The organism is Ruminococcus sp. 210702-SL.1.03, from assembly GCF_020559915.1.
Classification (GTDB): Bacteria; Bacillota; Clostridia; order Oscillospirales; family Ruminococcaceae; genus YE71.
Genome location: NZ_JAJCLZ010000008.1, coordinates 86,824 through 112,484 on the forward strand (window position 1 = coordinate 86,824; position 25,661 = coordinate 112,484).

A 25,661-nucleotide genomic window follows, 5' to 3' on the forward strand; every position below is an offset into this window, starting at 1 on the left:
TTTTTTGTAACGAACAGGAGGATATATCAATGGAAAATTACAAGGCTTATTCAGTACACATGGGCAAAGCCAAGTGCGCGGTAGACCTGGGCGACGGCTCTGAGAGAGGCGAGTATGTAAATCAGGACTACATACTGCACAAGCTGGGCAGACCCCACCGCGGCGTCAGTCTTATGTACTGCTACTACCCGCTGGACAAAGAGTGGCCCGCAAGGATCTCGGAAGCCTGCAAGGATATGGACGTTTCCTTTGCGTGGGACTACCCCTACGATGATTACTTCACCTACAAGGGCGGACTTAACGGCACTACCGATGACGAGCCTTTCACCTGCATGAGAGATGTTCGCCGCCACGGACAGGAAGTAGTGCTGACCCTCACCATCGACCCCAACGTTTCCGACGAGCACCTTATCGCCATCGCGAAAGACCTGCGCCCCTTCGGAAGAATGATGCTGAGAATAAACCACGAGGCTACGGGCAACTGGTTCTCATTCACCAAGCGTACCACATATCAGGGCGTAGCGGATTTCTATTGCAGATTCAACAAGATACTGAAAGAGTACGCGCCGAACGTTTCGACGATACTCTGCATAGGCGGTATCGAAGACCTCAACGCTACCGAGATAATAATGGAAAAAGAATTTTCGCAGGCGGTAAAGGAGACCGATATTTGGAGCGTGGACAAGTACATGGCTCTGCACTGGGGCTGGCCGTACGACGTTGCCGAGCGCGGCGGTTCATCGCACTCGCGCTCTAAGGTAGACGACACATACAAGCTTACAAAGATGTCTTACAACCGCTTCAAGGAGATAAACGGCGGCGCGGCTAAGCCGATGGTAATGAGCGAATTCAACGCCGACGGCGACGTTACGGGCGCTTACGAGCAGGCAGACATGGTAAAGGAATTCTGCGATATGCTGAAAAACGACCCCGAAGAGTGGTTCTCGGGCTTTACATTCTACCAGTTCCGCGACCGCGGCAGACTGGGCCTTGAGATAGAAGACCCCAACTACGCCGACTGCGGAATAGAGCAGCCTGTAATGCAGACCTACAAGGAAATAATCCACGACGATTTCTTCAAGCCCGCGATGACCAAGGGCGAAGAGCTGGCGTTCCCATGCAAGCTGCGCTGGGGCAGCTCGGAGGACGCTGAGGGCATAGAGATACCCCTGCACTTCGAGAAGAACCCGCATTTCTGCGAAGTCACCTTTGACGACGACAGCAACCTCATGCTGGAGATAAACGGAAAGTGGTTCTACAAATCGCCGAAGGCAAAGACCATCGACCTCATGAGCGCATTCTTTGAGAAGCCGCTGGAGGGCGAAGCAGACCTGACCCTGCGTATATTCGCGCCCCCCGCTACCGGCGAGAACGACCTCAGCATAGAGGACGGACTGATGAACAGCTACACTGAGATAGCTAAGATGCCTAATATTAGGATAAGATTCGAGCCGGTGGAGAAGTAATAGGATCTTTCATCGCACCCCAAGAAAGGAAAGAGAAAAATGAATCTCGAATTTATCAGAAAACTGCCTATTCCGGCAGAGATCAAGGAACAGTTTCCGCTTTCGGAAAATTTAAAGAAGATAAAGGCTGAGCGCGATTCCGAGATAGCTAAGGTGTTTACGGGCGAGTCGAAAAAGTTTATCCTCATCATCGGCCCCTGTTCCGCCGACCGCGAGGACGCAGTGCTCGAGTATACCTCGCGCCTCGCTAAGCTTCAGGAAAAGGTGAGCGACCAGATAATCATTATCCCACGCATTTATACCAATAAGCCAAGAACTACCGGCGCAGGCTATAAGGGTATGATCCACCAGCCCGACCCTAATAAGGCTGAGGATATGCTCGCGGGAATCATCGCTATCCGCGACCTGCACACTAAGGCTATCGCCGAAACGGGTCTTACCTGCGCTGACGAGATGCTTTATCCCGAAAATCACCGCTACCTTAACGACCTGCTTTCGTATGTGGCTGTCGGCGCGCGCTCGGTAGAGAACCAGCAGCACCGCCTTACCGCCAGCGGTATCGACATTCCCGTCGGCATGAAGAACCCCACGGGCGGCGACCTAGGCGTTATGCTCAATTCCATCATGGCGGCTCAGGGCTCGCACACTTTCCTCTATCGCGGCTGGGAGTGCCATTCGCACGGCAACCCCCTCTCGCACGCTATCCTGCGCGGATATGTCAACAAACACGGCGCTTCGCTGCCTAACTACCACTACGAAGATCTCATGTACCTCTACGAGCTGTACAAGGAGCGCGGCTTACAGAACATGGCGGTCATCGTTGATACCAACCACGCAAATTCGGGCAAGCACTTTGAGCAGCAGATACGCATAAGCAAGGAGATACTCCATAGCTGCCGCCAGTCGCCCGAGATAAAGTCGTATGTAAAGGGTCTTATGATCGAGAGCTATCTCGAGGACGGCAGCCAGAAGATCAGCGACGACGCCATTTACGGCAAGTCGATAACCGACCCCTGCCTCGGCTGGGAGAAGTCTGAGCGTCTGGTTTACGATATTGCAGAGCAGCTCGCGCTGATGTGATCTCAAAATACAGATAAGCGTTATAAGCATAAAAATACGGAGCGGTTTTTGAAGCCGCTCCGTTTTGTGTTTATTCAGTTTTTATTCGCTCATCGCTCAGTTTGCGCACTGCGAGGTTATTCCGAGGTACTCCTCGAGCGAAAGACCGCTCGCCGTTATCTTCTTAGCCAGCGTTTTGCCGACGTAGCGAACGTGCCAAGATTCGTACATAAAGCCCGTGGAGCTTTCCTTGCCCTTAGGAAATCTTACGATAAAGCCGTAGTTTGCGCAGTTTTTCGCTATCCACTGCGCTTCCTTAGTGCCGTTAAAGCTTGAACTGGGGTTGTTTATGTCGAAAGCCAGACCCGTCTGGTGCTCGCTGTGACCCGGGCGTGCGGAGTATGTGTCTGCCGCAGCTTTGCCGTCGCGTGCAACGTAGTTATCGTAAAGCGTTTTCTGCTGTGCATAGCTGCGGAAGCCCGAGGCTATCCAAAGATTTATGCCGTCGTTCCAAGCTGCCTGCTGCATTTTCTTCCATGCCGCCTGCGTTTCGGCAGTCAGTCCGCCCGGATTGTAGCTGGCGGGCAGCGCGTATGTCTTGTTCGCGATGAGCACGCCGTTTATGTATGTTGGCTTATCACCGTTATTTGGCAGGGGAGCGGTAGTCATTTTGAAATTCTTTGCAAATTCGCCGAAAACCTTGCCGCTGTTCGAGTTGTTGAAAGCGCGAACGGTGAAGTAGTAGGCGGTAGACTGGCTCAGCCCCTCAACGCGGAAATTTGTGGCGCTTGCCGAAGCTGTGCCCGCAAAGAGCCACGAGCCGTTTTTGTTGACATATACTTCATATCCGTCGCATTTAACAGCGTCCCAGTAGATGCGTATAGCCGTCTTTGCTCTGCCGCCCTTTGTGATCTTCACCTGCGCGGGGGCGGATACGGTATTGCTCTTAGTGGTGGCGGTGTAGTAGTCGGAATACGCGCTGTATACCTTGCTGCCGTTGGGGTTATAGTTGAAAGCGCGCATTACAAAGGTGTACTTCGTACCCGCCGCCAGTCCGCTTACGCGGTAGTTGTCAGCCGTGCCCGCCGCAGTGCCCATCAGCTTCCACGAGCCGTTTACTATCATGTAAACTTCGTAACCGCCGCAGTTCTGCTTGTTCCAGTAAAGGCGTACAGCTTTCTTGCTCTTGCTCGATTTTGTGATAACGGGCTTCGCAGGAGCGGAAACGCTCTGGTCGTTCTTTGTGGTGGCGCTGTAATTATCAGCATACGCACCGTATACTTTGTTGCCGTTAGCGTCGAGGTTGTAAGCGCGGGCTGTGAATGTGTACTTAGTGCCCGCCGCCAGTCCGTTTACGCGGAAATTATCCGCCGAGCCGTCAGCCGTGCCCATAAGCTTCCATGCGCCGTTTACTACCATGTAGACTTCGTAGCCTGCGCAGTTCTGCTTGTTCCAGTAAAGGCGGATAGCCGTCTTAGCCTTGCCCGATTTGGTGAAAGTTACCTTAGCGGGGGCTATTACCGACCGGCTGCCCTTTGTGGTAACGGTGTAGTTGTCAGCAAATGCGCCGTAGACCTTGTTGCCGCTAGCGTCGAGATTAAAAGCGCGCGCGGTGAATGTATAAGAGGTTCCCGCAGCGAGTCTGCTTACGCGGAAGTTGTCTGCCGAGCCATCGGTAGTGCCGACGAGCGTTTTCTCGCCGCCGTCGACTCTGTATATCTCGTAGCCCACGCACTCGCGCTTAGCCCAGTAAAGGCGTATAGCCTTTTCAGCTCTGCCCGCCTTGGTGAATATCACCTTAGTGGGGGTAACGTCCTCGCCATCGGTAGCGGCTATCATATCGGTGTAGTCAGTTGCCTGACTTTTTACCTTACTGCCGCCGTCGTTGACGTAGCTGAGAACGTAGTAGCGGAAGCCCGATTCCTTCGGGCGAGAGGTGTAGTCCTCCCATGTGTACTGATTGGTGTTTTCGATGAAATAATCATAAGTGCCGGTAGCCGCGTCGTAGCGGTAAACTATGTATCCGTCAGCTCCGGACACCGCTTTCCACTTTACGGTGAGCTGCTTGCCATTTTTCGTGGCAGATGTTACCGCAGGCGCGGCGGGCGCAGCCTTTTTCGCGAGCAGTTCAGCCGAGCTTTCGGTATCGCTCTCCGCCGTGAGGGCTATCTCGTTTTCCTGAATGGGCGCAGTATCTGCCGCGAGAGCCGCCGCCTGCGAAACAGGCATCATAACAGCCGCCGCCAGCGCTACTACCGCCGATGCGAACTTTTTATTCTTCATATTCATACTTATACAACTCCTTTTTCTGTCTTTTTCTGTCTTTTGCTTTCTTTGTCTTTTCTATATAGTATAGCGGATATTTCCTCTATGCTTACATTATAGCACGTTATCGCGGATTTTTCAAGTGCAGAAGCGAAGTTTTAACGAATTGTAAATATTGTTCATGCCATGTAACTAAAGTCAGTATACATTTCACCGCTTTTTCACAAAAATATTGTCGGGCGAACATATTTATGGTTGACAAATCAACTTGATGGTGGTATAATTATTACGTTGATTTATCAACTATCGGAGGTGAATGTTTATTGAACGGTCTTGACCATTTTGATTTTTTCGTGACTATGCTCATGAAAAATCATAAGAATGTTCAGAAGCTGCTGGAGAATATTTTGCCCGAATGTGGGCTGAAGCATGTTTCTATAATGTGCATTCGGCTGATAACCGTCAGCGAAAGCGGACTTTCGGCGAGCGAGCTGGGCAGCATTTTCGTTTACGATAAGGCGCTTATCTCACGCACGCTGCGCGACTTGCAGGAGCGCGGGTACATCTGCCGCAACCCCGAGGACGAGGGGCTTTCACGCGGCTACCGAATGGTGCTCACCGAAAAGGGCAGAGAGCTTGCGGAGAATATGTCGGCGGCTATCAGCGAGCTGACGGCTGAGGTATCGGCGGATATACCGCAGAGCGACATCGAGGTCTTTTACAACACCTCTGTGCGGCTCTCGGAAAACTTGATAAAGTATGCAAAAGAGATCAAAAAAAACGCGCACGAAAACAGCGCGGACACAACCGAACAACTGAAACAGGAGGTATGAAAAGAAAATGCTTGAGTTAAAGCAAATCAAAAAGGAATACCCTGCGGGCGACGGCGTGGTGCACGCGCTGCGCGGAGTAGATCTGAGGTTCAGAAAGAGCGAGTTCGTTTCTATACTCGGCCCTTCGGGCTGCGGCAAGACCACTATGCTGAATATAATCGGCGGCCTTGACCAGTACACTGAGGGCGACCTTGTTATAAACGGCAAATCTACTAAGGATTTTAAAGACCGCGACTGGGATTCTTATCGAAATCACTCTATAGGCTTTGTTTTTCAGAGCTACAACCTTATCCCGCACCAAACGGTGCTGCAAAACGTAGAGCTTGCGCTGACCCTTTCGGGCGTTTCAAAGGCTGAGCGCCGCGAGCGTGCGAAAAAGGCGCTGGCAGACGTGGGTCTGGAGTCGCAGCTAAATAAGCGCCCCAGCGAGATGTCCGGCGGACAGATGCAGCGAGTAGCCATCGCCCGCGCGCTTGTAAACGACCCCGATATTATCCTTGCCGACGAGCCTACCGGCGCGCTGGATACTGTTACCAGCGTACAGGTAATGGAGATACTCAAAAAGATCTCTAAAGACAAGCTGATAATAATGGTAACGCACAACCCCGAGCTTGCCGAGAAATATTCCTCGCGCATAATCAATATCCTAGACGGCGAGATAACGGGCGACTCTAACCCGCTCACCGAAGAAGAGTACAAAGCCGAGCAGGAAGCCGACAAGGCGCAGATAGAGCAGGCTAAGGGCAAAAAGGTAAAAAAGCCCTCGATGTCTTTCGGCACGGCATTTTCCCTCTCGCTGAAAAATCTGCTCACTAAAAAGGGCAGAACTATGCTGACATCTTTCGCGGGAAGCATAGGCATCATCGGCATAGCGCTGATACTCGCGCTCTCGCAGGGCTTTACCCTCTACATCGACTCGGTGCAGGAAAACGCCCTTTCAGCTTACCCGCTGACTATCGAGTCTAAAGTAATGGATCTCAGCTCGCTGATGGAAACTATGCTGGGCAAGAGCAGCGCCAGTAAGGATCACAAAAAGGACGCGGTATACACAAAGCCGATATTCCAAGACCTTGTAAACGCCATGAGCGCTTCAAACCAGAGCGAGAACGACCTCAAGAGCTTTAAAAAATACATCGACGGCGAGCTTGCGGATAATGAGAGCGAGCTGCACAATGCCATAAGCGGCGTGCAGTATTCCTACGATCTCGATATGCAGGTGTACACCAAAAATGTCGACGGCGATATTATCCTTTCCGACCCCAACAAGCTCATGATGGAAATGATGCAGGAAGCTATGGGCGTAGATATGTCCGCGATGATGGATATGCGCGAAAGCTACATGAGCAGCTCAGGAATGGGCAGTATGTTTTCTACGCAGGTAGTGCTTTGGCAGGAGATGCTCGCTAACGATAACGGCGAGGGCATCAGCGACCTGCTGAAAGAGCAGTACGACGTAGTTTACGGCGAATGGCCTAAGGAGTATAACGAGATAGTGCTCGTGCTCGATGAAAACAACGAGCTGGACGACCTCACCCTTTACGCGCTGGGTCTTGAATCGCACGACCAGATGAAAGACCTTATGGACGCGGCTATGAATCAGAAAGAAACTCAGAAAAACGACGGCAAGTGGAGCTACGAGGATATTTGCGGCATGGAGTTCCGCACCGTGCTCGGCTCTGACTGCTACACTTATAATAAAGACACCAAAACTTACAGCGACCTCAGAAATACCGATACCGGCATGAAGTATCTTTATGATAACGGAATACCGCTGAAAGTAACGGGCATTATCCGCCCAAATGAGGACGTGCAGACCACTATGCTTACAGGCTCTATCGGCTACACCAAGGCGCTAACCGATCATGTTATAGAAAAATCGCAGGATACCGACGTGGTAAAGGCTCAGCTTGAAAACAAGGATACCGACATTCTTACAGGTCTGCCATTCAAGAGCGAGGATAAAGAGCTTACCAACGAGGAAAAGCAGCAGAAGCTTGCCGATTACATCGCGGGACTCAGCGAAACCGAAAAGGCGGACGCATACGTCAAGATAATGAGCCTGCCTACCGAAGAGGAGATAAACGCCCTCATCGAGCAGATGTCTGCTATGACCAAAGAGCAGAAAGAAGAAATGATAAAGCAGGCTATCGCGGGCGAAGCAGAGATGGACGAGGAAACGCTAAACCAGTACCTCGCTTCCATGAGCGAAGACGACTTTACTCAGATGATACAGCAGGCTGCCCCCGAATACCTCAAGGAAACTAAGGGCAAGGAAGTAGAAAAGCAGCTTGGCGCTATGAGCACCAAAGACCTTGCGGCGGCGCTGGACGCGGCTCTGGATACCTACACCGCCGACCAAAGCGCGGCTTACTACGACGAAGTAGTTCCGCAGGATTATTCGGAATCCACCTACGAGGATATACTCTCAGAGCTGGGCTATGTTGACCTCGACACGCCCTCTTCCATAAATCTTTACGCTTCGACCTTTGAGAACAAGGACGTTATCACCGACGCCATCAAGGATTACAACAAGGGCGTAAAGGAAGAGCAGGAGATAACCTACACCGATTACGTCGGCATAATGATGTCCTCGATGACTACGATAATCAATACGATAACCTACGTTCTTATCGCTTTCGTAGCTATCTCGCTGGTGGTATCCTCCATCATGATCGGTGTTATCACCCTCATCTCGGTACAGGAGAGAACGAAGGAGATAGGCATACTCAGGGCGATAGGCGCTTCCAAGCGAGATGTTTCGAGTATGTTCAATGCTGAAACTATGATAATCGGCTTCAGCTCGGGACTGCTGGGCGTATTGGTGACATACCTGCTCTGCATACCGATAAATCTCATCATACACCACCTCACGGGCATAAACAACCTCAGCGCGTACCTGCCGCCGCTCGCAGCAGTGATACTCGTTGCGATAAGCGTAGCGCTCACCCTCATTTCGGGACTTATCCCCTCGAGAAGCGCGGCGAAGAAAGACCCCGTAGTTGCACTGAGAAGCGAATAAACGCTTTGTTCATATACGCATGAAAGCATAAAAATAGCGCGGACGGCTGTAAAAAAGCCGTTCGCGCTTTTGCTTTGCTGTTTATTTTGTGTACCTCGTCATTACCCAGCCCGTGTAGCCGTTCCACTCGATGTACGACCAAAATTCGTCGGCGTCCGCTTCGTAATATCTGGCATATTCGTAAACCGTCTTGCCGTTGTCGATGGCGGTGCGGTCGTTCGGCAGGCTGAGGGTAGGAAAGTCTTTTGAAGGGCCTATCCTAAAATTTATAGCCTTGTAGCCGTATGCCGAGCCGTCGATGGTGCGGGCGGTATAGCTGCCGCCGTTTATGTCAACGTCTGGCGGATTGTAGGGTATACTGTGGTCGAGCCCATCGGGGACTAGGGGAACAGCGTCGCCGTCCATGCCGCCGATGTCGCCCGCTTCTTCGGCAGGCTGTTCCGTTTCCGCCTCAGTCTGCTCGGGCAGGCTTTCTTCCTGCGCCTGCTGCGCGGTCTGCACCTCGGCAGCCTGCACGGTGCCGTCGTCGCTCTTATTATCGTCGCCGTTGTTGGAGAATATCACTATCCCCGCGACCGCCGCGAGGGTGATACAGCAAATACCCGCGACCACCACGGGGATTATCCAAGTCCTGCGCGCAGAGCTTTTCGGCGGGTACTGTTCATACTGTTCATATTGATAGCCGCCGTACTGCGGCTGTTCGGGCATATCCTCCGAGGGCGCGCCGCAAAAACCGCAGAACGCAGAGTTGTTCGGTATCTCTCTTCCGCATTTATCACAAAACATAGTGCAAGACCTCTTTTATATGATTATACATCTTAATCATAGCACCGCTGCCGCGTTTTGTCAATATTTCATGTAACGAACAGTTGAAAAATGCACGCAATTTTTTTTGCCCACCCTCTGACTTTTCCAAAATAAGCTATTGACTTTTTTAAAAATACATTGTATAATTAAATATAGTTAGTATTATATAGATATATTTGAAAGGAGCTTGACATAATGTCGGTAAATCGCAATAATAACGATCGTAACTACCGCGGCTACCCCGACGAGCGCGCACGCTATTACCGCGAGCCGCAGCAGGAGGCTGAGGAGAAGAACGATTTCCAATATACAGTAAAGGGGCTTATCGCCGTTTTCATTACGATACTTATTGTCGTGATAATAGTTATGCTTTTCGCCAAGAGCCTTTTCGTAAGCAGTTCGAAGCTTTCGGCTAACGTGAAAACAGGTCACATTACCTCTACCGAGTACGTTTCGGTAGCCACCACGGCGGGCGACGATGTAGAGATAACCTCAGTGCAGAAGAAGAAAAAGAAAAAGACTACTACTGAGGATAATACTCCCGATATTTCCCTACCCGCCGACCTCGATACTTCGGTAGCGGGCAAGTACGTTGTCAACGATTCCGTTTACCTGCACCCCGAGCCAAGCTCCTCCAGCGAGAACCTCTCGACCCTGCCCGCAGGTGCGCAGGTAGAGGTATACGGCAGCTCGAACTACGGCTGGTATTACGTTAAGTATGACGATCAGGTAGGTTACGCTTGGGGCACATATTTCACGGCTGCTCAGTGATCTAAAAGATAAAAAATTCGCCGCAGAGTTTGCGTAGTGCAGACCCTGCGGCTTTTTTATGCGAAAAAAAGCTCCGTACAACTGCTGTGTGTACGAAGCTTTTGTATTTACTTGTTTACGTACTTTGAAACTGTTCTCGCATTGTAGGTCTTTGATGATGTGCCCCAAGAAATGCCTGTGCCGGTCTTTGTGAACGCCTTTACGCGGAACTTGAACTGCGAATTTGCCGCAAGATCGTTGAGCGAAAGCGTTACGCTGCCCTCGCCGTATACTGTCTTTACCTTGACGTATGTCTTCTTGGCTTCATCGTACTTGTAGATGCGGTAGCCCGAGCAGCCCTTGGAAACTGTCCATCTCAGAGTGAGTATTCCGTCGCTGCCGGACATATACGAGATTATCGAGGGGGTAGCGGGCGGGTTTTCGGGCAGGCAGGCAGCCGCGCTGTAAGCGCTCGTGAGCGCCTTTCTGTTTATAACGGTCGAAGCCGCCACAACGTACTCGGTAGAGAAGTTGCCCGCGGTGTTGTCAACTGCTAGCGTGGTGTCGGAAACTGTGCCGAGCGAGGTGTAAGAGCCGCCGTTTTTCTTGTAAACGGTGTAGCTGCTTGCACCGCTTACCGCGTTCCATTTCAGCGTTATGCTGCCGGAGGTCTGGGTAACGTATGCGCCGGAAGGCTCTTCGGGGGCGGTGCCGCAGGTGCGGTATGACGACCAGTTGCCGTAAACCTTGCTGCCGTTTACCGTGGCGTAGGCTCTTACCGCAACGCGGTAGCCATAAGCCGCTTCAAGTCCCGAGATAGTAGCCGCGGTGGTGGAACTGTTTACAGTTTTCTGCACGGTGTATGTCTTAGTAGCCGAGTTGTAGAGCGATATTTCGTAGCCGTCAGCGCCCTTGACCTTGCTCCACTTTACGCTTACCGAGCTTTTGGTGGAGGCGGTGTGGGTGGGAACGCTCATCTTCGGCAGCTTGGTAACAGCCGTTACCGGTTCGGAATATTCGCCGCCCACCAGCTTGCTGCCGTTCTTGAATATCGGTCTTACTTTGTATGTAACGCTCGTAAGGCTAGAGCTGATGTTCTCGGTGTAGCTGTTTGTGGTGGTGGTGTCGATGCGGGTGTAGTAGCTTGTGTAAGGCGTTTCTACCAGACGGTATATCTCGTAGCTGTCGCAGCCGAGCAGCGCACCCCAGCTAATGGTTATGCTCTTGTCGCCCGCCGCAGCCTTGAGGTCTGTGATCTTCTTGCCGCTGTTCATGTAAAGCACGTCGGAGTATGCGCCGTAGACGTTCGCGTTCGACTCTACTTTTGTGCCGCGTACGCAGTAGCCGTAGCTGGCGCTTGCCGTGGTCTTGTACTGGGTGGTGTAAGAGTAGCCGATGCGCGTGTACTTCTTGCTTGAAGCGTCATACTTGAATATCTCGTACTTTTCAGCGTTGTCAGCCTTGTTCCATTTGAAGGTAACGCTGCCGTCGCTGTTGGTGGTGTAGCTGAGCCCCGTGACCGTGCCTACCGCATTGCTGTTTCCGTTGGGGTCGCGGTAATCTACGTTCATGTCTACCGAGGTAGCTATGCCGTTTACCTTGCCCGTGCTGGAAAACTGCCATGTGCTGTAATCGCCGCTGTAATTGGTCTGAGTAGTGTAGTGCGCCAGCCATATCGGGTACTTTTTGCCGAGCGCCGCGCCGTCGATCTGGTATGTCAGCCAGCTCATGTTCGCGTAAACGCCCGCCTTGTAGCCCTTAGAGATTATCCTGTCGCAGAAAGCGGTGCAGAGCGCTGTTTTCTGCGCTTTGGTAAGTCCCGCGCTGTCGAGTCTGCCCGTGTCGTAGTCTACCGACTCTATATCGTAATATACAGGCAGGTCGAGGGTGTAGTCCTTTATGTAGCTGAGCACGAAATCGGCTTCTTCCTGCGCTTCTTTAGTGTTGACAGCCTGCGTGTAGAAGTACACGCCTACGTCAAGTCCCGCAGCTTTAGCCGCTTCGATATTTTCCTTGAATTTGTAGTCGAGCACAAGCTGTCCGCCCGAACCGTAGCCGCGGTAGCCCACGCGGATTATAGCGTAGTCTATTCCGTCAGCCTTTACCTTGTTCCAGTCGATATTGTACTGGAAGTAGGAAACGTCGATGCCCCAGACCTTATCCATATTGTCGAAGCGTGAGTTGTGTATCAGCGAGTTATTGGTGTAGCCGAAAGTTAATATTCCGTCGTCGCTGCCGCCGCCCGCTTCTTTGGCAATGTCTGAAAAATCAGTCGTGGGCTTTTCGAGTGAATCTAAATATTTGCCAAGCTGGGGGTCGCAGTTTTCCTCTGCAAATTCCTCAGCCTTTATCTGCTCTTCGGTCTTTTCCTGTGAAGCAGGCTTTTCTGCGTCAGCGCCTTCCTGCGAATCGGTGTTTACGGCAACAGCCGCCTTTTTGCCGTATGAGCGGTCGGCGAAAGCCGCCGTGCTGCTGCTTGCCGCTATTGCTAGAGCCGCCAGAAAACCTACTGCTTTTTTCAACATCGGTGTGATCTTCCTTTCTTGCCGCATTCCGCGGCAGTGTAACTTATATTTTCCCTTTTATTTACTTCTGTGAAATATATGTGCATAAAGTTTAATTTTGCACAAAAGTTATTCGCTTTGCATACGAATATACATCAACATACATATATAAGTATACACTATCTTAATCGGTTTGTCAACCTTTTTAACCGTTTTGTTACAATTCAAAACCGCAAAATAGTATTATTCCGTCTTTTGTGCCTTTTCAGCCTTAGCTTTGGCGATGTCCTCGGCTATTCGCTGCTTTACCCCTGCGAATATCAGGTCGCGCGCTGCCTTTGCCTGCGCTTTGGTAGCGGCGGGCACGTCTTTCAGGCGGTAGGGCAGACCTAAGTTTTCGTACTTTACTATTCCCATAGTGTGGTAGGGCAGCACGTCAATAGCGCGCAGCGTTTTTATCCCGCCGATGAATTTTCCCAGCCGCGTGAGCGACTCGTCGTCGTCCGTAACGCCGGGTACTAGGACGTGCCTTATCCAAACGTCTATGCCGCGGTCGCTGAGGTGGCGGGCGAAGTCGAGTATGCCCGCGTTGTCCTGCCCCGTGAGCCAGCGGTGCTTTTCTGGGTCGATGTGCTTTATGTCGAGCATAACCAGGTCGGTGAAGTCGAGCAGGCGGTCTATCTTCGTGCGCATCTCGGCGTTGCCCGCGTTCCACATTATTCCCGAGGAGTCAAGGCAGGTGTGAACTCCGCGCTCTTTCGCCCTGCGGAATATCTCGCCCACAAATTCGGGCTGCATGAGCGGTTCGCCGCCTGTGCAGGTTATCCCGCCGCCGCGCAGAAATTCTTTTACCGCGTCGAACTGCGACATTATGTCAGATACCGATGTAAGCTTGCCGTCCTGCTTGTTCCAAGTATCGGGGTTGTGGCAGTAGGCGCAGCGCATGGGGCAGCCGCTTACGAATACTACGAATCTCAGCCCGGGGCCGTCTACCGTGCCCAAACTTTCTACCGAATGTACATAACCTTTAATATCGTCCATAAAGCTGTCTATCTCCTTTGTACAAATTGTATCATCTGTTTTCAAGCGCGCTGCTTACTATCTTTCCGTCGGCGAAAAGCGCGGCCAGGAATAGCGAGCCGCATATCACAAGCGCTTCGCCGTCCTTCAGCGCGGCTATCTCCCGCCGTACAGTTTCCTCGGGGGAGTATGGCGAGGGTGCGGCTTTCGCACCGTGTCGCGCCAGTATCTCGGCAAGCTCGCCCTTTTCACGCGCGCGCGGGCAGTAGCCGTCTACGCAGATAAAGCTTTCCGCCGCCTGCGCTATCTGTTCCGCCGCCGTTTCGCTGTCTTTGTCGCCCAGCATACCTATCACAGCGCGTTTCGGGCAGTTCAGCGCCGCCAATGCGTTCGCAAGCGCCTTTACCCCCTCGGGATTATGCCCGCCGTCTAAAATTACCAGCGGCTCGCGCGAGAGTATCTGCACACGCGCGGGCACTTGCGCCAGCAGACCGCTTTTCAGAGCCGCTTCGGGAATATCGTAACCTTCGCCGCGCAGAGCGTTTATCACTTCGATAACTGTCAGCGCATTTTTTATCTGATGATAGCCGCCCATGTGCGTTTCGTACTGCCCGCCGCGGTAGCTGAATTTGCAGCCGAAAGGCGTGCAGCTCTCAACTTTCAGCTCAGCCATATCGGGGATAACGAGCTGCGAATTGCATAGCCGCGCGCGCCTGCCGATAGCGCCCATCGCCTGCCGCGGGTTCTCGGGGGCGGTAACGCAGGGCGAGCCTTTCTTTATTATGCCCGCTTTCTGCGCCGCTATTTTCTCGATAGTGCCGCCCAGTATCGCCGTGTGGTCGAGCGAGATGGAGCATATCACCGATACCAGCGGCGGCGGGATAACGTTGGTAGAGTCGAGCAGCCCGCCAACGCCCGTTTCCAGTACTACTACGTCGCAGCCGCGGTCGATGAAATGCAGAAAAGCCATAGCCTGCGTTATCTCAAACTGCGAAAATTCGTAGTGCGGCAGCTTTTTCACTGCGCCGTCTACTATCTCAGAAAGCGCGTTCAGCTCGGCGTCTGAGATGTCCTCGCCGTTCACGCGTATGCGGTCGTTGTAGCGCAGTATGTATGGCGAGGTGAAAAGCCCCGTGGCGTACCCCGCCGCGCGCAGCGCTTCCGCCGTCATTTCGGCGCAGCTTCCCTTGCCGTTAGTGCCCGCTATGTGCACGAATTTCAGCTTTTTGTGCGGGTCGCCCAGAGCGCCCATCAGCGCGCGTATCCTTTCAAGGTCGGTTATCTTGCCGCCAAGCTTGCCGTAGCTGTCTACCAGCTTCATGTATTTTTGCAAATCGTCGTCAGTCCTCTCCGTGAATGTATTTGTAAAGCTCCGCCGCCGTAGCGGCGCTCACGCCCGCCGTTTTCGCCAGTTCGTACTCGGTGGCGGCTTCAAGCGCGGCGCGCGTCTTGTACTCGGTCATTAGCTTCTGCGCCTTTTTCTCGCCTATACCCTTTACCGAGGTAAGCCCCAGCGCGAAGCTGTTTTTCTTGTGCCGCGCTTTGGTGAATGTTATCGCGTATCGGTGCACCTCGTCCTGTATAGCCGTCACCAGCGCGAACGCGCGTCGGTATGAGGTAAGGCTTATCTCGTGGTCTGAAGCGGTGGCGGCGCGGGTGCGGTGCTTCGAGTCTTTCACCAGACCGTATATCGGCACGTTTATCCCCAGCGCGCGCACTACGGGCGTTACCGTGGCGACGTGCCCCTTGCCGCCGTCGAGAAGTATAAGGTCGGGCAGGGTGGAAAAGCCCTCGTCCTCGCCATCCAGATAACGCTTGAAGCGGCGTTCTACCGCCTCGCACATACAGGCGTAGTCGTTCTGCTCGTGCACTGTTTTTATTGCGAATTTGCGGTAAAAGCGCTTGCATGGTCTGCCGTTTTCGTAGACCACCATTCCGCAGGTCATGTCGGAAGAGCCGAAGTTTGATATATCGTAGCACTCTATGAACCGCGGCGGTTTTTCCAGACCCAGCGCTTTCGCAAGCTCTTCAAGAGCGGTTATCTCCTTGCCCGTTCTGCCCACGCGCAGCGAAAGGTGCTCGCTTGCGTTGCTTTTCGCGAGGGTGGTCAGCCGCAGCAGTGCGCCCCTCTGCGGCACAGATATGTGCACGCGGTGTCCGCATTTGTCTGACAGATACCGCTCGAGCAGCTCGGTGTTCTCTATCGGCTCGTCGAGCAGTATGTCTTTCGGTATCTCGCTGCGCGCCGAGTAAAATTCGGTGATAAAGCCCTCACGCATGGCAGAGCCCAGATCGGTCATGCCTAGCGGCGCGCTGTATTTGTCGAAAAGCCGCCCGCCGCGGTACATCAGCACGCTGCCGCAGGCGCGGTCAGCGTTTTCCGAAACGGCGAAAATATCCATATCGCGCAGGTCGTCGGAAACTATCTTCTGCCCCTCGGCGGCTTTCTTTATGGCGGCTATGCGGTCGCGCAGTTTTGCCGCCTGCTCAAAGTCGAGCGCTTCGGCGGCGGCGTTCATCTGCTCTGTAAGCCGCTCAACGCTCGCTTGCGAGCCACTTTTGATGTACTCTACCGCCTGCTGTACCACGCCGCGGTAGTCCTCGGCAGAGATCTCGCCTTTGCACACGCCCATGCACTGCTTTATGAAGCAGTTTAGGCAGGGGCGGCTTTTGCCGAGATCCCGCGGGAACTGCTTTGTGCAGGTGGGCAGCATGAATACTCTGTTCGCTTCGTCCACAGCCTGCTTTACCGAATATGAGCTGATGTAAGGCCCGATGTACTGCGCGCCGTCGTCCTCTTTTTGCAGCGCCGCCGTCAGCCGCGGGTACTCCTCGTTCGATACGCGTATATAGCTGTAGCCCTTATCGTCTTTCAGCAGGATATTGTACTTTGGCGAATACTGCTTTATCAGCGAACATTCCAGCACCAGCGCTTCAAACTCGCTGTCGGTTACTATAAAATCGTAGTCGCGCACCAGAGATACCATTTTCCACACCTTAGGCAGATGGTCTTGTCCCTTGCGGAAATATGAGGTAACGCGGTGCTTTAGGTTTTTCGCCTTGCCGACGTATATTATTTTTCCGCCCGAGTCTTTCATGATGTAGCAGCCGGGCTTTTCGGTAAGCTTAGAGGTCTTGTCCCGCAGATACGGCAGACAAGGATTGTGTTCTTCTGTAATATGCAAATCTTATCACCGGTTGTAGTGTTAATTATCGTGTGTAACTTATATAATGTATATGCTGAGCGCGGGTCACACCAGTTTCTCCAGCGCGGGGAACGGCGCGAGCGAGCGTTTGAGTATGCCGTTCATGTAGGCGATAGCCGTGCCGTAATTTGTAAAAGGCACGCCCGCCTTTTCTGCCGACTTCATTCTGTAAGTCAGTTCGGAAGCGTTCAGCATACAGCCGCCGCAGTGTATCACCAGCTTGTACTGCGAAAGCTTTTCGGGGAAGCCGCCGCCAGAGCTGAACTCAAACTGCGGCTGCGCGCCCGTAAAGCTGCGTATCCAGCGCGGCAGCTTTTCTGTGCCTATGTCGCCGCACTGGCGGTGGTGGGTGCAGCCCTCTGAGATGAGTATTTTGTCGCCGCCGCGAATGTCCTTTAGCGCAGTAACGCCCTTTACCGCCGTTTCAAGAAAGCCTTTGTACCGCGCCATCAGTATCGAAAACGAGGTCAGCGGTATCTCCTGCGGAACTATTTCAGCCACAAGCTTGAAAGCCTGACTGTCGGTTATCACCATAGCGGGCTTTTTCGCGCAGGCGCTCAGCGTTAGCTCAAGCTCGCTCTCGCGGCAGACCATAGGTATGCAGCCCGACTCGAGCAGGTCGCGTATAGCCTGCTGCTGGGGGAGTATCAGTCTGCCTTTCGGTGCGGCGGAGTCTATCGGCACTACCAGCACGGCTATGTCGCCCTTTTCGAGCAGGTCGCCGACTAATCTGCGGCCGCTTTCGGCACGCTTCGCTGCAGCGGCTATGCGGTCTTTCAGCACGCCGATATTCTCGCCCGTTTTCGCGCTTACGAATATCTCTTTATCCGAAGCTGTCTGCGGCACGCCGGTGAGGTCGCACTTGTTCATGGCTATGACGTAGGGTATCCCGCGCTCTTTGAATATTTGCAAAAGCTCGCGGTCGCTGACGTTCAGCCCGCGGGAGGCGTCGGCTATCAGCACGGCGCAGTCGGTCTTTTCAAGCACGCGCTTTGTGCGCTCTACGCGCATCTTGCCCAAGCCGCCCTCGTCGTCTACGCCGGGGGTGTCGATCACGAGCACCGGGCCGAGCGGCAGCAGCTCCATCGCCTTTGAAACAGGGTCGGTGGTAGTGCCCGCCACGTCTGATACCAGCGCGAGGTCTTGACCCGTAACGGCATTCACCACGCTTGATTTGCCCGCGTTGCGGCAGCCGAAAAAGCCTATATGCAAACGCTCGCCCGAAGGAGTATCGTTCATTCCCATGATAATTGTCATTCCTTTACAGTAAAATTCCCATTTGTGCTCCCACTTATTCCATTATATATTGTACCACATTATAAGTGAATTTTCAAGAGATAAATAATTACGCGTTTTAGCGAATACATACAAATTTGCCCTTGACAAAAATGAAAAAATGGTGTAATATTAAAGGAGTAAGTCGGCGCGGACATACTGCGCCTATGAAAACGAGTTGAACGATAAAAAATGATGCTGAAAAAATTGCTTTGTGCAGCCGCCGCCTGTGTTATGGCTGCGTCTTTAGCCTCGTGCGGCGCGAAAGAGGACACTACCCTCAATTACGAAAAGCCGCTGACGGCTGCCGCAGGCTCGCTCAATTTTGCCGACGGCAAAAGCTACCTGAATTGCTTTCTGCCGCAGGAAAAAGCGCGGTATGCCGAAGAGGAAAAGCCCGAGGAAGGCTTTATGAAAAAGATCTTCGACCGCAAGGCTTACGGCTGTAAGATAAGGGCGAAGATAACCGATACCGCGGCGCTAAACGGCGAAGAGCTTGAAGCGCTGGAGCAGCAGGCGCATGAAAAATACGGCGTCAGATTTGATTTTACAAAGGGTCAGTCGGCAGACGTGCGTTTTCAGCTGACTAAGGACGACGAGCTGCTCGCTGACGACGAAAAGCTTACTTTTGTAAGGTGCGGCGGGATCTGGTACATCTACGGAGAAGTCATCGACTCGCTGGAGCTTACTGCTCAAACAGACAAAAAATAAAAATTACGACCTATTTATACGAAAGGGATTGATCTTATCATGGCTAAAAATTGCTCGGCTTGCGGAAGCCCTTTGAAAGACGGCGCAAAATTCTGCGAAGTATGCGGCGCACCCGTGGCTGTTAAAAGAATAGAACAGGAAAGATTTTGCGCGCAGTGCGGAAATCTGTTGAAACCCGGAACGAAATTCTGCGAGATCTGCGGCAGGGAAGTACCGCAGGAAAAGGCTAAGGCTGAGCCGCAGATAAAAGAGCCTACCACAATGGACGAACTTGAAGTGCCCGAGATCACGGCGGATACTTTCGCTTCAAACAAAGAGATAAATACGAGCCAAAAGTTCGACGGCTTTGAGGAGGCCGTAATGCCCGATAAGGAAGAGCCTAAGCCGCAGCAGCCTGCGCCTGCCCCTGCATTTTCTATGGATTCAGCGCCCTCGCCCGCCGCGCCGAAGGTAGCCGTATCGGTAAATCAGCCCGCGCAGACCCAGTCTCAGGCGAACGCTTACGCGCGTCCGCAGCAGCCTAACCAGTACGCTCAGTCGCAGCAGGCTAATACATATCCCCAGCCCGGCTCGCCTATACCTACCGTCGGCGCTGACGGCAAGGAGAAGAAAAATTCGCTCGTAGTGCCTATAATACTTATTGTGCTGATAGTAGCGGTGCTCGTTGCCGACTGCATAATCTTCCTTGGCCATAAAAAGGACACCAAGGACGACTCTGCCGAAAAGAGCGCGGCGGTAGTTGCCGACATAGCCGAGTACAGCGCGCAGGCGGAAGATTTCGACATTTTATTATAATACGCATATCATTACCGCCGTTTTTCGGAAGAAAATTCTTCCGAAGCGGCGGATGTTTGCAGTAATTTAGTTAAAATAATTTACCATATTTGTAGAATATACAAAACAAGCGGTGAAATTTTTTGCAGTATTTTTTGTAGATTTTTTTATGAAACTATTGCTTAATCGAACGAATTGTGATATAATACAATTATAGTGCCGCCTAAGCGTCTGACTTTGTGAGATACGGGTAAGGCGCGGGCGCGAAATTTGTTAGCGAAAGGGTTGAAACTACAATGCCGGCATTTGGTAAGAAACAGAAGGAAGAATCTATTAACGATAAAATGGTGAGATTTTTTAAAGAGGGAAAGAGCGTAGAGCAGATCTCTGCCGAGCTCGCTGTAAAAGCCGACGTTATAACTAACGTTATAAGAAGAAGGTGCGGCGAGGACAGCATCCCCGAGACCGTTGTCCGCTCGAAAAATGCAGTAGCGCCCGCGGCAGAAGATCAGCCGCTGAAGGCAGACGCATACACCCCCGAAGAGAACGAAGCTGCTGAAGAGTCCGCTGAGGTAAACGTAGAGGGCATGAGCAAGCTTGAAAGATATATGCTCGAAAAAGAAAAACAAAAGGCTGAAAAGGAAGCTGAGATTGAGGCTGCTGCCCCCGCGCCTGCACCCGCAGAGCCCGAGGAAGTTTCTATGGAGGGCATCTCTACCGACAACATCGACCTCGAGCTGGAAAAGGCTGAGCCTGCACCCGCAGTGACTGAGCCTGCCGCAGAAGAGCCGGTTGCAGAAATGGACGGCATCTCGGCAGAGGAAATACCCAGCATAGCTGCCGATGAGCCGATAGTTGAGCACCCCGTAGATGAATTCATCGCAGAAGAGCCTGCCGCTGCTGACGAGGGTGAGGACGTTACCATCACCGTGCACGAGGGCGGTACAGCTTTTGATAAGATGAAGGCTTTCGCTATGGCGCAGGTCGAGGCTAACAACACTAAAATCGCAGAGCTGGAGAGCAAGCTTTCTTCCGTAGAGGACGATTACAACGCTCAGCTCGCCGACGCTGAAAAGGCAGTTGAAGAGTCTAAGAACGCTTATGAGAACGTGCTTACCCGCGGCGAAGAGGTTCACGAGAAGAGAATGGCTGCCCAGACCGAGCACAGAGCCGCTCTTGCAAGAGCAGAAGAAGAGTACCGCAAGAAGATAGCTGAGATAGAGGACGAGTACAATAACGCCAACGCTCACGCTAACAAGGTACTGGCTGAGAAAGAGGTCGAGATCAACGCTGAGAGCGACGCCATCGACGCTGAAAAGGAGATCGCTAAGAACGACTTCCTCGATAAGCAGGCGGCTGTAAACGGCATAAAGGATAAGATAGCGGCAGACGTTGACGCTGTAAAGGCGCAGATAGCAGGTATAAAGGAAGAAAATGCAGGCTATCAGCAGTTTATGGTATAAACTTACATAACGAATATCACGGCGCTGAGGGCTATGCGGCTCTCGGCGCTTTTTTTGTGAAAAAATTCGGTGCGGTACTTGAAAACGAAATTATAATGTGATATAATGTAATAGTATGGACTAGGACGGGGTGAAAACTATTGACTATTGATAAATATTCGCAGAAAATAGTTTTCACAGAAGGCTTCGAGCCGCCCGCTGCGCTCTCGGGCGCTGCTAGGGCAAAGACCTGCTGCTTTACAGGTCACCGCCCCGAAAAACTGCCCGCGGGCGAGGAGCTCGCGCAGATGAACAAAAAAGCGGCGGTGTTTATACGGCTGCTGGCGCAGCGCGGCTTCGGCAGATTCATAACGGGTATGTCGCGCGGCTTTGATCTTGAGATGGCGCGGCTGGTGATGCAGCTCGGCGGCAGGCTGATATGCGCGCTGCCGTACCCCGAGCAGGAGCGCGAGATGCGCACCGAAGAAGAGAAAAAACTGTACGCCGCGGCGTTGGAAAACGCGGAGCTGATAATGATAAGCTCGCCGCACTACACACGCGGCTGCTACGGCGTGCGAAACAGACTTATGGTAGAGTGCTCGGCTGCGCTGATAGGCTACGCCGCCGACCGCGAGAGCCGCTCGGGCAGTATGCAGACGGTGAGGATGGCGGAGCGCGCGGGGCTGGAAACGTACATAATGTACGGCACTCAGCAGATGTGAGATAGATTTTAAGGAGAAGAGATAATATGGCACAGGCGATGGATAACCTCAGCAACGAAAAGTTAGGCGCAGCGCCCGCCCCCGGCGGTAAGAAGCGCGGCAAAAAGAAGAGAAAAAAGCGCTCGCAGGCGCCCGTAGCGCTGGTGTATTTCATCACGCTGCTGCTTTTCCTCGGCGTTTTCGGTATGTTCGCGCTGACTATCGTGAACAAGCTGACCGATAAGAGCGACCAAAACGTTGACCTTTCGGGAACGTATATCGACTCTTTCAATACGCTCTATGCGCGCGTGAACAACAAGAACGTGCTCAGCGATATGACCATCGTGAGGATATGCCCCGAGCAGGAAAAAATACTCGTTATCCCGCTCTCGGCTTTCACCGTAAGCAGCACCGATAATAGATCCACCATGCGCGAGATATACGCCGACGGCGGTATACGCCAGCTTTCCGCGGCGGTAGACAGCACCCTCGGCATTTCTACGAATTACTACGTTACCGTGAGCAACGACGCTTTCGAGGACTGCGCCGATATAATCGGCGGTTTCGTATACTCGCCGCCTGAGGAGCTTTACTACCTCTCGCCCGAAAATGACAACGATATATCGCTGCGCCAGAACGAATCGGTATCGCTCAGCGGCAAGCAGATAAGGCTGATATGCCAGTACCCGAAGCTTTTCTCTTCGGGCAGACAGGGCAACACCGAGTTCTTGGGGCTCGCGATAACCACTATGCTCAACAACGCTTTCGATCAGGTGGAGATAACCTCTAACAGCCTTGATATTCTTTACGGCAAAATATCTTCGGGCAGCGTTACCAACCTTTCGGAAAACGACTATAAGCAGCAGAAGGTGTATATAAAGGAAATGCTCAAAAAGCAGATACAGCCCGCTTACAGCCTTATCCCCGAGGGTACATGGACTGACGACGAGCACTTTGAGATGTCGGCGGAATTTAAGCAGAAGATATACAACGAAATGGAAGCTACTAAGTCGCAAGAAAAGAGCGGAGAAGTTTCGGAAGAATAAAGTTTTCAGATAAGAAACAGATTGTTCATGATCTGACTTAAAAAGTTCTTCGCGGCTCTTGCATTTTCCAAAGTAATGTGGTATAATAAATACAATACTTTGAAAGAAAGGACCGATTGAAAGATCGGTCTTTTGATTTTGTATGGCAGTTTTGCAAACGAAAAGGTGTATCAGCGAAAGGAATGATAAGAAAGTGAATACCATTGCAAAAGCGAGGTCGCTCGCAGAGCCGCTCTGCGAAAAGCTGGGGCTGTACCTTTGGGACGTGCGTTTTGAAAAAGAGGGCGCGCTTTGGTACCTGCGCGTGTTCATCGACCGCGACGGCGGTATAGATATGAACATATGCGAAGAATTTTCGCGCGCGTATAACGAGCTGCTCGACAGCGAGGATTTCATCAGCCAGAACTACGTTTTTGAAGCTGGAAGCCCCGGGCTGGGCAGAAAGCTCACAAAGCCCGAACACTTCAAAGCCTGCATGGGCGACGAAGCGCGGCTGAAACTTTATAAGGCAAGGGACGGGAAGAAAGATTTTCTGGGGCTGATAGCTGACTGCGACGATACGGGCTTTACCCTCGCCTACTCGGTGGACGAAGATGGCAATGTTCTGGAGGGCGAGCGCTTTGAGTACAAAGACTGCTCTTCGGTAAACTTAAACGACGACGCAGACTTATTCTGAATGACACACAATATTTAAAGAGAGGATATGATCGTAAAAATGAACGGCGAATTTTTTGAAGCTTTAAAGCTTATGGGACAGGAAAACGGCATGGAGCCTGACGCTCTGGCAGAAATAATCAAGCAGGGCGTGGCTAAGGCTATAAAGAGGGATAACCCTAACTGCGAAAACATAAGAGTAGAGATAAACCCCGAAACAGGCGTGTTCGAGATGGGTGTGCTCAAGGTAGTAGTAGATGACGAGCCGCTCGACGAATACAACGAGATAAACATCGACGAGGCGAGAACGATAGACCCAAACGCACGCGTAGGCGGTATGTGCCTTATCGAGGTATCTCCCGCTACATTCGGCAGAGTAGCCGTGCAGAACGCTAAGCAGCAGATAAAGCACGAGCTGAAAAATCACGAAAGAGAGCGCCTGATAGAGCAGTTCAACGACAAGCTTTACGAATGCGTTACCGCTAAGGTGGAGCGCATAGAGGCAAGAACCGGCAACGCAGTTCTCTCGCTGGATAAGAGCGAAGTTTACCTCGTTCGTCAGGAGCAGATACCCGGCGAGATACTGCGTCCAGGCGACATGATAAAGGTATATGTAGTAGGCATCGCGAACCCCGAAAAGAAGCCCGCACTGAAGATCTCCAGAACACACAAGGACCTTGTAAAGCGCCTTTTTGAGAACGAAGTTCCCGAGATAGCCGAGGGCGTAGTTGAGGTAATGGGCATTTCGAGAGTAGCAGGCTCGCGCTCGAAGCTGGCTGTACGCAGCAAGGATAAAAATGTAGACGCTATAGGCGCTTGCATAGGCCCTAAGAAGTCGAGAATATCCGCGGTAGTGAACGAGCTTTGCGGCGAGAAGATCGACATCATCCCTTACAGCGAAGACCCCGCCGAGTACATCGCAAGAGCGCTCGCACCCGCGCAGGTCATAGACGTAGAGCTGATAGAGGGCAGCGAAGTGCCCGCCTGCCGAGTTATCGTGCCTGCGAACCAGCTTTCTCTTGCGATAGGCAACAGAGGTCAGAACGCGCGCCTTGCCGCAGGTCTTACCGGCTACAAGATCGACATAATCTCTGACGCGCAGGCTAAGGAGCTGGAAGAAGCTGCCGAGGCTGAGCAGGAGGAAAAAGCTCTGGAAGGCGAGAACGAAGTATCTGAGCTGGAGCTTGCCGACGCGCTGGAGGAAGTACCCGCTGAGGGAGAGAGCGAGGTCTGATGAAACAGACGAAGCAGAAAAAAATACCTCTGAGAATGTGTTTGGGCTGCAGCGAGATGAAGTCCAAGCGCGAGATGATAAGAGTCGTAAAATCGAAAGAGGGCGAAGTATCGCTAGACCTCACGGGAAAAAAAGCGGGCAGGGGAGCATACATCTGCCGCAGCGCCGAGTGCTTCAGAAAAGCGCGAAAGGCGCACAGGTTTGAAAAAAGCCTTTCCTGCGCGATAAGCGAAGAGGTATACGACGGAATGGAGCGTGAGCTGGAAAATGAGCAGTAACGCAGATAAAACAGGGCTGCTGAGCATGTGCCGAAAGGCAGGCAAGGTGAAGTGCGGCATGGATATATCGAAATCGGCGTGCGAAACGGGCGAGGCAAAGGCGGTTTTCACCGCGAGCGATCTTTCGGAAAAATCGCTGAAAGAGATACGCTTTTGCTGCGCAAAAAACGCGGTAAAGATATACCGACTGCGTATCACCATGCAGCAGGCTGCTGATAAGCTAGGGAAAAAGTCGGGAATATTCGCCGTTTGCGACGGCGGCTTCGCCAAAGCGCTTGCTAAGGGCGAAGAGGATATTTCGGCAGATATAAATGATTTTTACAGTGAGATATAAGGAGGCTGCCTATGAATAAGACGGTTAAAAAATACAAGCTTTCAGAGCTTGCAAAGGATATAAACGCAGCAGCGAATGAAGTTATAGAATGCCTGAGCGTGCTTGGCGGAGAGCCTAAGAAGAGCGGCGCTTTCCTCACCCCGCAGGAGGTAGGCTACGTTATGGAGTACTTTACCCAGAAAAATCAGGTAGAGAGCTTCGAAGCTTACTACGCTAACAACGTAAAGCCCGAGCCTGCTAAGGAAGAAAAGCCCGCGGCTAAGGCTGAAAAGCCTAAGAAGAA

21 protein-coding genes and 1 pseudogene are annotated in these 25,661 nt (G+C 52.3%); 15 read left to right on the top strand and 7 right to left on the bottom strand.

Annotated features, from left to right (window positions below; translation table 11 throughout):
- The first annotated feature begins 29 nt into the window (after positions 1-29).
- Together LI114_RS06235 and LI114_RS06240 are read left to right on the top strand one after the other, a co-directional pair.
- On the top strand, positions 30-1,466 hold the full coding sequence (locus tag LI114_RS06235; RefSeq protein WP_022128213.1) for a hypothetical protein: 1,437 nt from the start codon (positions 30-32) through the stop codon (positions 1,464-1,466).
- Between the two features lie 39 nt (positions 1,467-1,505).
- Positions 1,506-2,546 carry a 3-deoxy-7-phosphoheptulonate synthase gene (locus LI114_RS06240; RefSeq protein WP_227219926.1) on the top strand — a complete coding sequence of 347 codons (1,041 nt, stop codon included), beginning with the start codon at positions 1,506-1,508 and terminating at the stop codon, positions 2,544-2,546.
- Positions 2,547-2,642: 96 nt separating this feature from the next.
- On the opposite strand, the gene LI114_RS06245 is transcribed toward LI114_RS06240, so the two are convergent.
- The gene (locus LI114_RS06245) at positions 2,643-4,814 is read right to left on the bottom strand and encodes a D-alanyl-D-alanine carboxypeptidase family protein (protein WP_227219927.1); all 2,172 of its coding nucleotides are present in this window, start codon (positions 4,812-4,814) and stop codon (positions 2,643-2,645) included.
- 299 nt (positions 4,815-5,113) lie between these two features.
- Here LI114_RS06245 and LI114_RS06250 point away from each other — a divergent pair, with 299 nt between their 5' ends.
- Together LI114_RS06250 and LI114_RS06255 are read left to right on the top strand one after the other, a co-directional pair.
- Positions 5,114-5,623, top strand: a complete 510-nt coding sequence (locus LI114_RS06250) for a MarR family winged helix-turn-helix transcriptional regulator (protein ID WP_227219928.1) — start codon at positions 5,114-5,116, stop codon at positions 5,621-5,623.
- Positions 5,624-5,630: 7 nt separating this feature from the next.
- Complete coding sequence (locus LI114_RS06255; protein ID WP_227219929.1) at positions 5,631-8,642, top strand: ABC transporter ATP-binding protein/permease; 3,012 nt, start codon at positions 5,631-5,633, stop codon at positions 8,640-8,642.
- Between the two features lie 81 nt (positions 8,643-8,723).
- Here LI114_RS06255 and LI114_RS06260 read toward each other — a convergent pair whose 3' ends face one another.
- A complete protein-coding gene (locus tag LI114_RS06260) occupies positions 8,724-9,428 on the bottom strand; it encodes a zinc-ribbon domain-containing protein (RefSeq protein ID WP_227219930.1) in 705 nt (234 codons plus the stop codon).
- 216 nt (positions 9,429-9,644) lie between these two features.
- Between LI114_RS06260 and LI114_RS06265 the strand changes: the two genes are divergently transcribed.
- Complete coding sequence (locus LI114_RS06265; protein WP_227219931.1) at positions 9,645-10,220, top strand: SH3 domain-containing protein; 576 nt, start codon at positions 9,645-9,647, stop codon at positions 10,218-10,220.
- 107 nt (positions 10,221-10,327) lie between these two features.
- Here LI114_RS06265 and LI114_RS06270 read toward each other — a convergent pair whose 3' ends face one another.
- The 5 genes from LI114_RS06270 to hydF all read right to left on the bottom strand — a co-directional run bounded on the left by LI114_RS06270 (position 10,328) and on the right by hydF (position 18,174).
- On the bottom strand, positions 10,328-12,724 hold the full coding sequence (locus LI114_RS06270) for a GH25 family lysozyme (protein ID WP_227219932.1): 2,397 nt from the start codon (positions 12,722-12,724) through the stop codon (positions 10,328-10,330).
- 222 nt (positions 12,725-12,946) lie between these two features.
- Positions 12,947-13,744, bottom strand: a complete 798-nt coding sequence (pflA, locus tag LI114_RS06275) for a pyruvate formate-lyase-activating protein (RefSeq protein ID WP_227219933.1) — start codon at positions 13,742-13,744, stop codon at positions 12,947-12,949.
- A gap of 31 nt (positions 13,745-13,775) precedes the next feature.
- Positions 13,776-15,056 (bottom strand): bifunctional folylpolyglutamate synthase/dihydrofolate synthase, encoded by a 1,281-nt coding sequence (locus LI114_RS06280; RefSeq protein ID WP_227219934.1) that lies wholly within the window; start codon positions 15,054-15,056, stop codon positions 13,776-13,778.
- 7 nt (positions 15,057-15,063) lie between these two features.
- Entirely contained in the window at positions 15,064-16,908 is a 1,845-nt protein-coding gene (uvrC, locus tag LI114_RS06285) for an excinuclease ABC subunit UvrC (protein WP_227219935.1), read from the bottom strand.
- A 66-nt stretch (positions 16,909-16,974) separates the two neighbouring features.
- On the bottom strand, positions 16,975-18,174 hold the full coding sequence (gene hydF, locus LI114_RS06290) for a [FeFe] hydrogenase H-cluster maturation GTPase HydF (protein ID WP_227219936.1): 1,200 nt from the start codon (positions 18,172-18,174) through the stop codon (positions 16,975-16,977).
- A gap of 222 nt (positions 18,175-18,396) precedes the next feature.
- On the opposite strand from hydF, the gene LI114_RS06295 reads away from it, so the two are divergent.
- The 10 genes and pseudogenes from LI114_RS06295 to LI114_RS06340 form a co-directional block, all read left to right on the top strand.
- Positions 18,397-18,915: a hypothetical protein gene (locus LI114_RS06295; protein WP_227219937.1), complete on the top strand. Its 519-nt coding sequence runs from the start codon at positions 18,397-18,399 to the stop codon at positions 18,913-18,915.
- Between the two features lie 39 nt (positions 18,916-18,954).
- On the top strand, positions 18,955-19,710 hold the full coding sequence (locus LI114_RS06300; RefSeq protein WP_227219938.1) for a zinc ribbon domain-containing protein: 756 nt from the start codon (positions 18,955-18,957) through the stop codon (positions 19,708-19,710).
- A gap of 275 nt (positions 19,711-19,985) precedes the next feature.
- Positions 19,986-21,152 carry a hypothetical protein gene (locus tag LI114_RS06305; RefSeq protein ID WP_227219939.1) on the top strand — a complete coding sequence of 389 codons (1,167 nt, stop codon included), beginning with the start codon at positions 19,986-19,988 and terminating at the stop codon, positions 21,150-21,152.
- Between the two features lie 140 nt (positions 21,153-21,292).
- Entirely contained in the window at positions 21,293-21,853 is a 561-nt protein-coding gene (locus tag LI114_RS06310; protein ID WP_227219940.1) for a hypothetical protein, read from the top strand.
- Positions 21,854-21,879: 26 nt separating this feature from the next.
- On the top strand, positions 21,880-22,878 hold the full coding sequence (locus LI114_RS06315; RefSeq protein WP_227219941.1) for an LCP family protein: 999 nt from the start codon (positions 21,880-21,882) through the stop codon (positions 22,876-22,878).
- A gap of 193 nt (positions 22,879-23,071) precedes the next feature.
- The gene (gene rimP, locus LI114_RS06320) at positions 23,072-23,554 is read left to right on the top strand and encodes a ribosome maturation factor RimP (protein ID WP_022128229.1); all 483 of its coding nucleotides are present in this window, start codon (positions 23,072-23,074) and stop codon (positions 23,552-23,554) included.
- 27 nt (positions 23,555-23,581) lie between these two features.
- On the top strand, positions 23,582-24,766 hold the full coding sequence (gene nusA, locus LI114_RS06325) for a transcription termination factor NusA (RefSeq protein ID WP_227219942.1): 1,185 nt from the start codon (positions 23,582-23,584) through the stop codon (positions 24,764-24,766).
- Positions 24,766-25,044, top strand: a complete 279-nt coding sequence (gene rnpM, locus LI114_RS06330; RefSeq protein ID WP_022128231.1) for an RNase P modulator RnpM — start codon at positions 24,766-24,768, stop codon at positions 25,042-25,044. Before nusA ends, rnpM begins: the two co-directional genes overlap by 1 nt.
- Positions 25,034-25,378, top strand: coding sequence for a ribosomal L7Ae/L30e/S12e/Gadd45 family protein (locus tag LI114_RS06335; protein ID WP_022128232.1), 345 nt, complete (start codon positions 25,034-25,036; stop codon positions 25,376-25,378). Before rnpM ends, LI114_RS06335 begins: the two co-directional genes overlap by 11 nt.
- 11 nt (positions 25,379-25,389) lie before the next feature.
- Positions 25,390-25,661 (top strand): annotated as a pseudogene (locus tag LI114_RS06340) (translation initiation factor IF-2 N-terminal domain-containing protein); the annotation flags it as partial.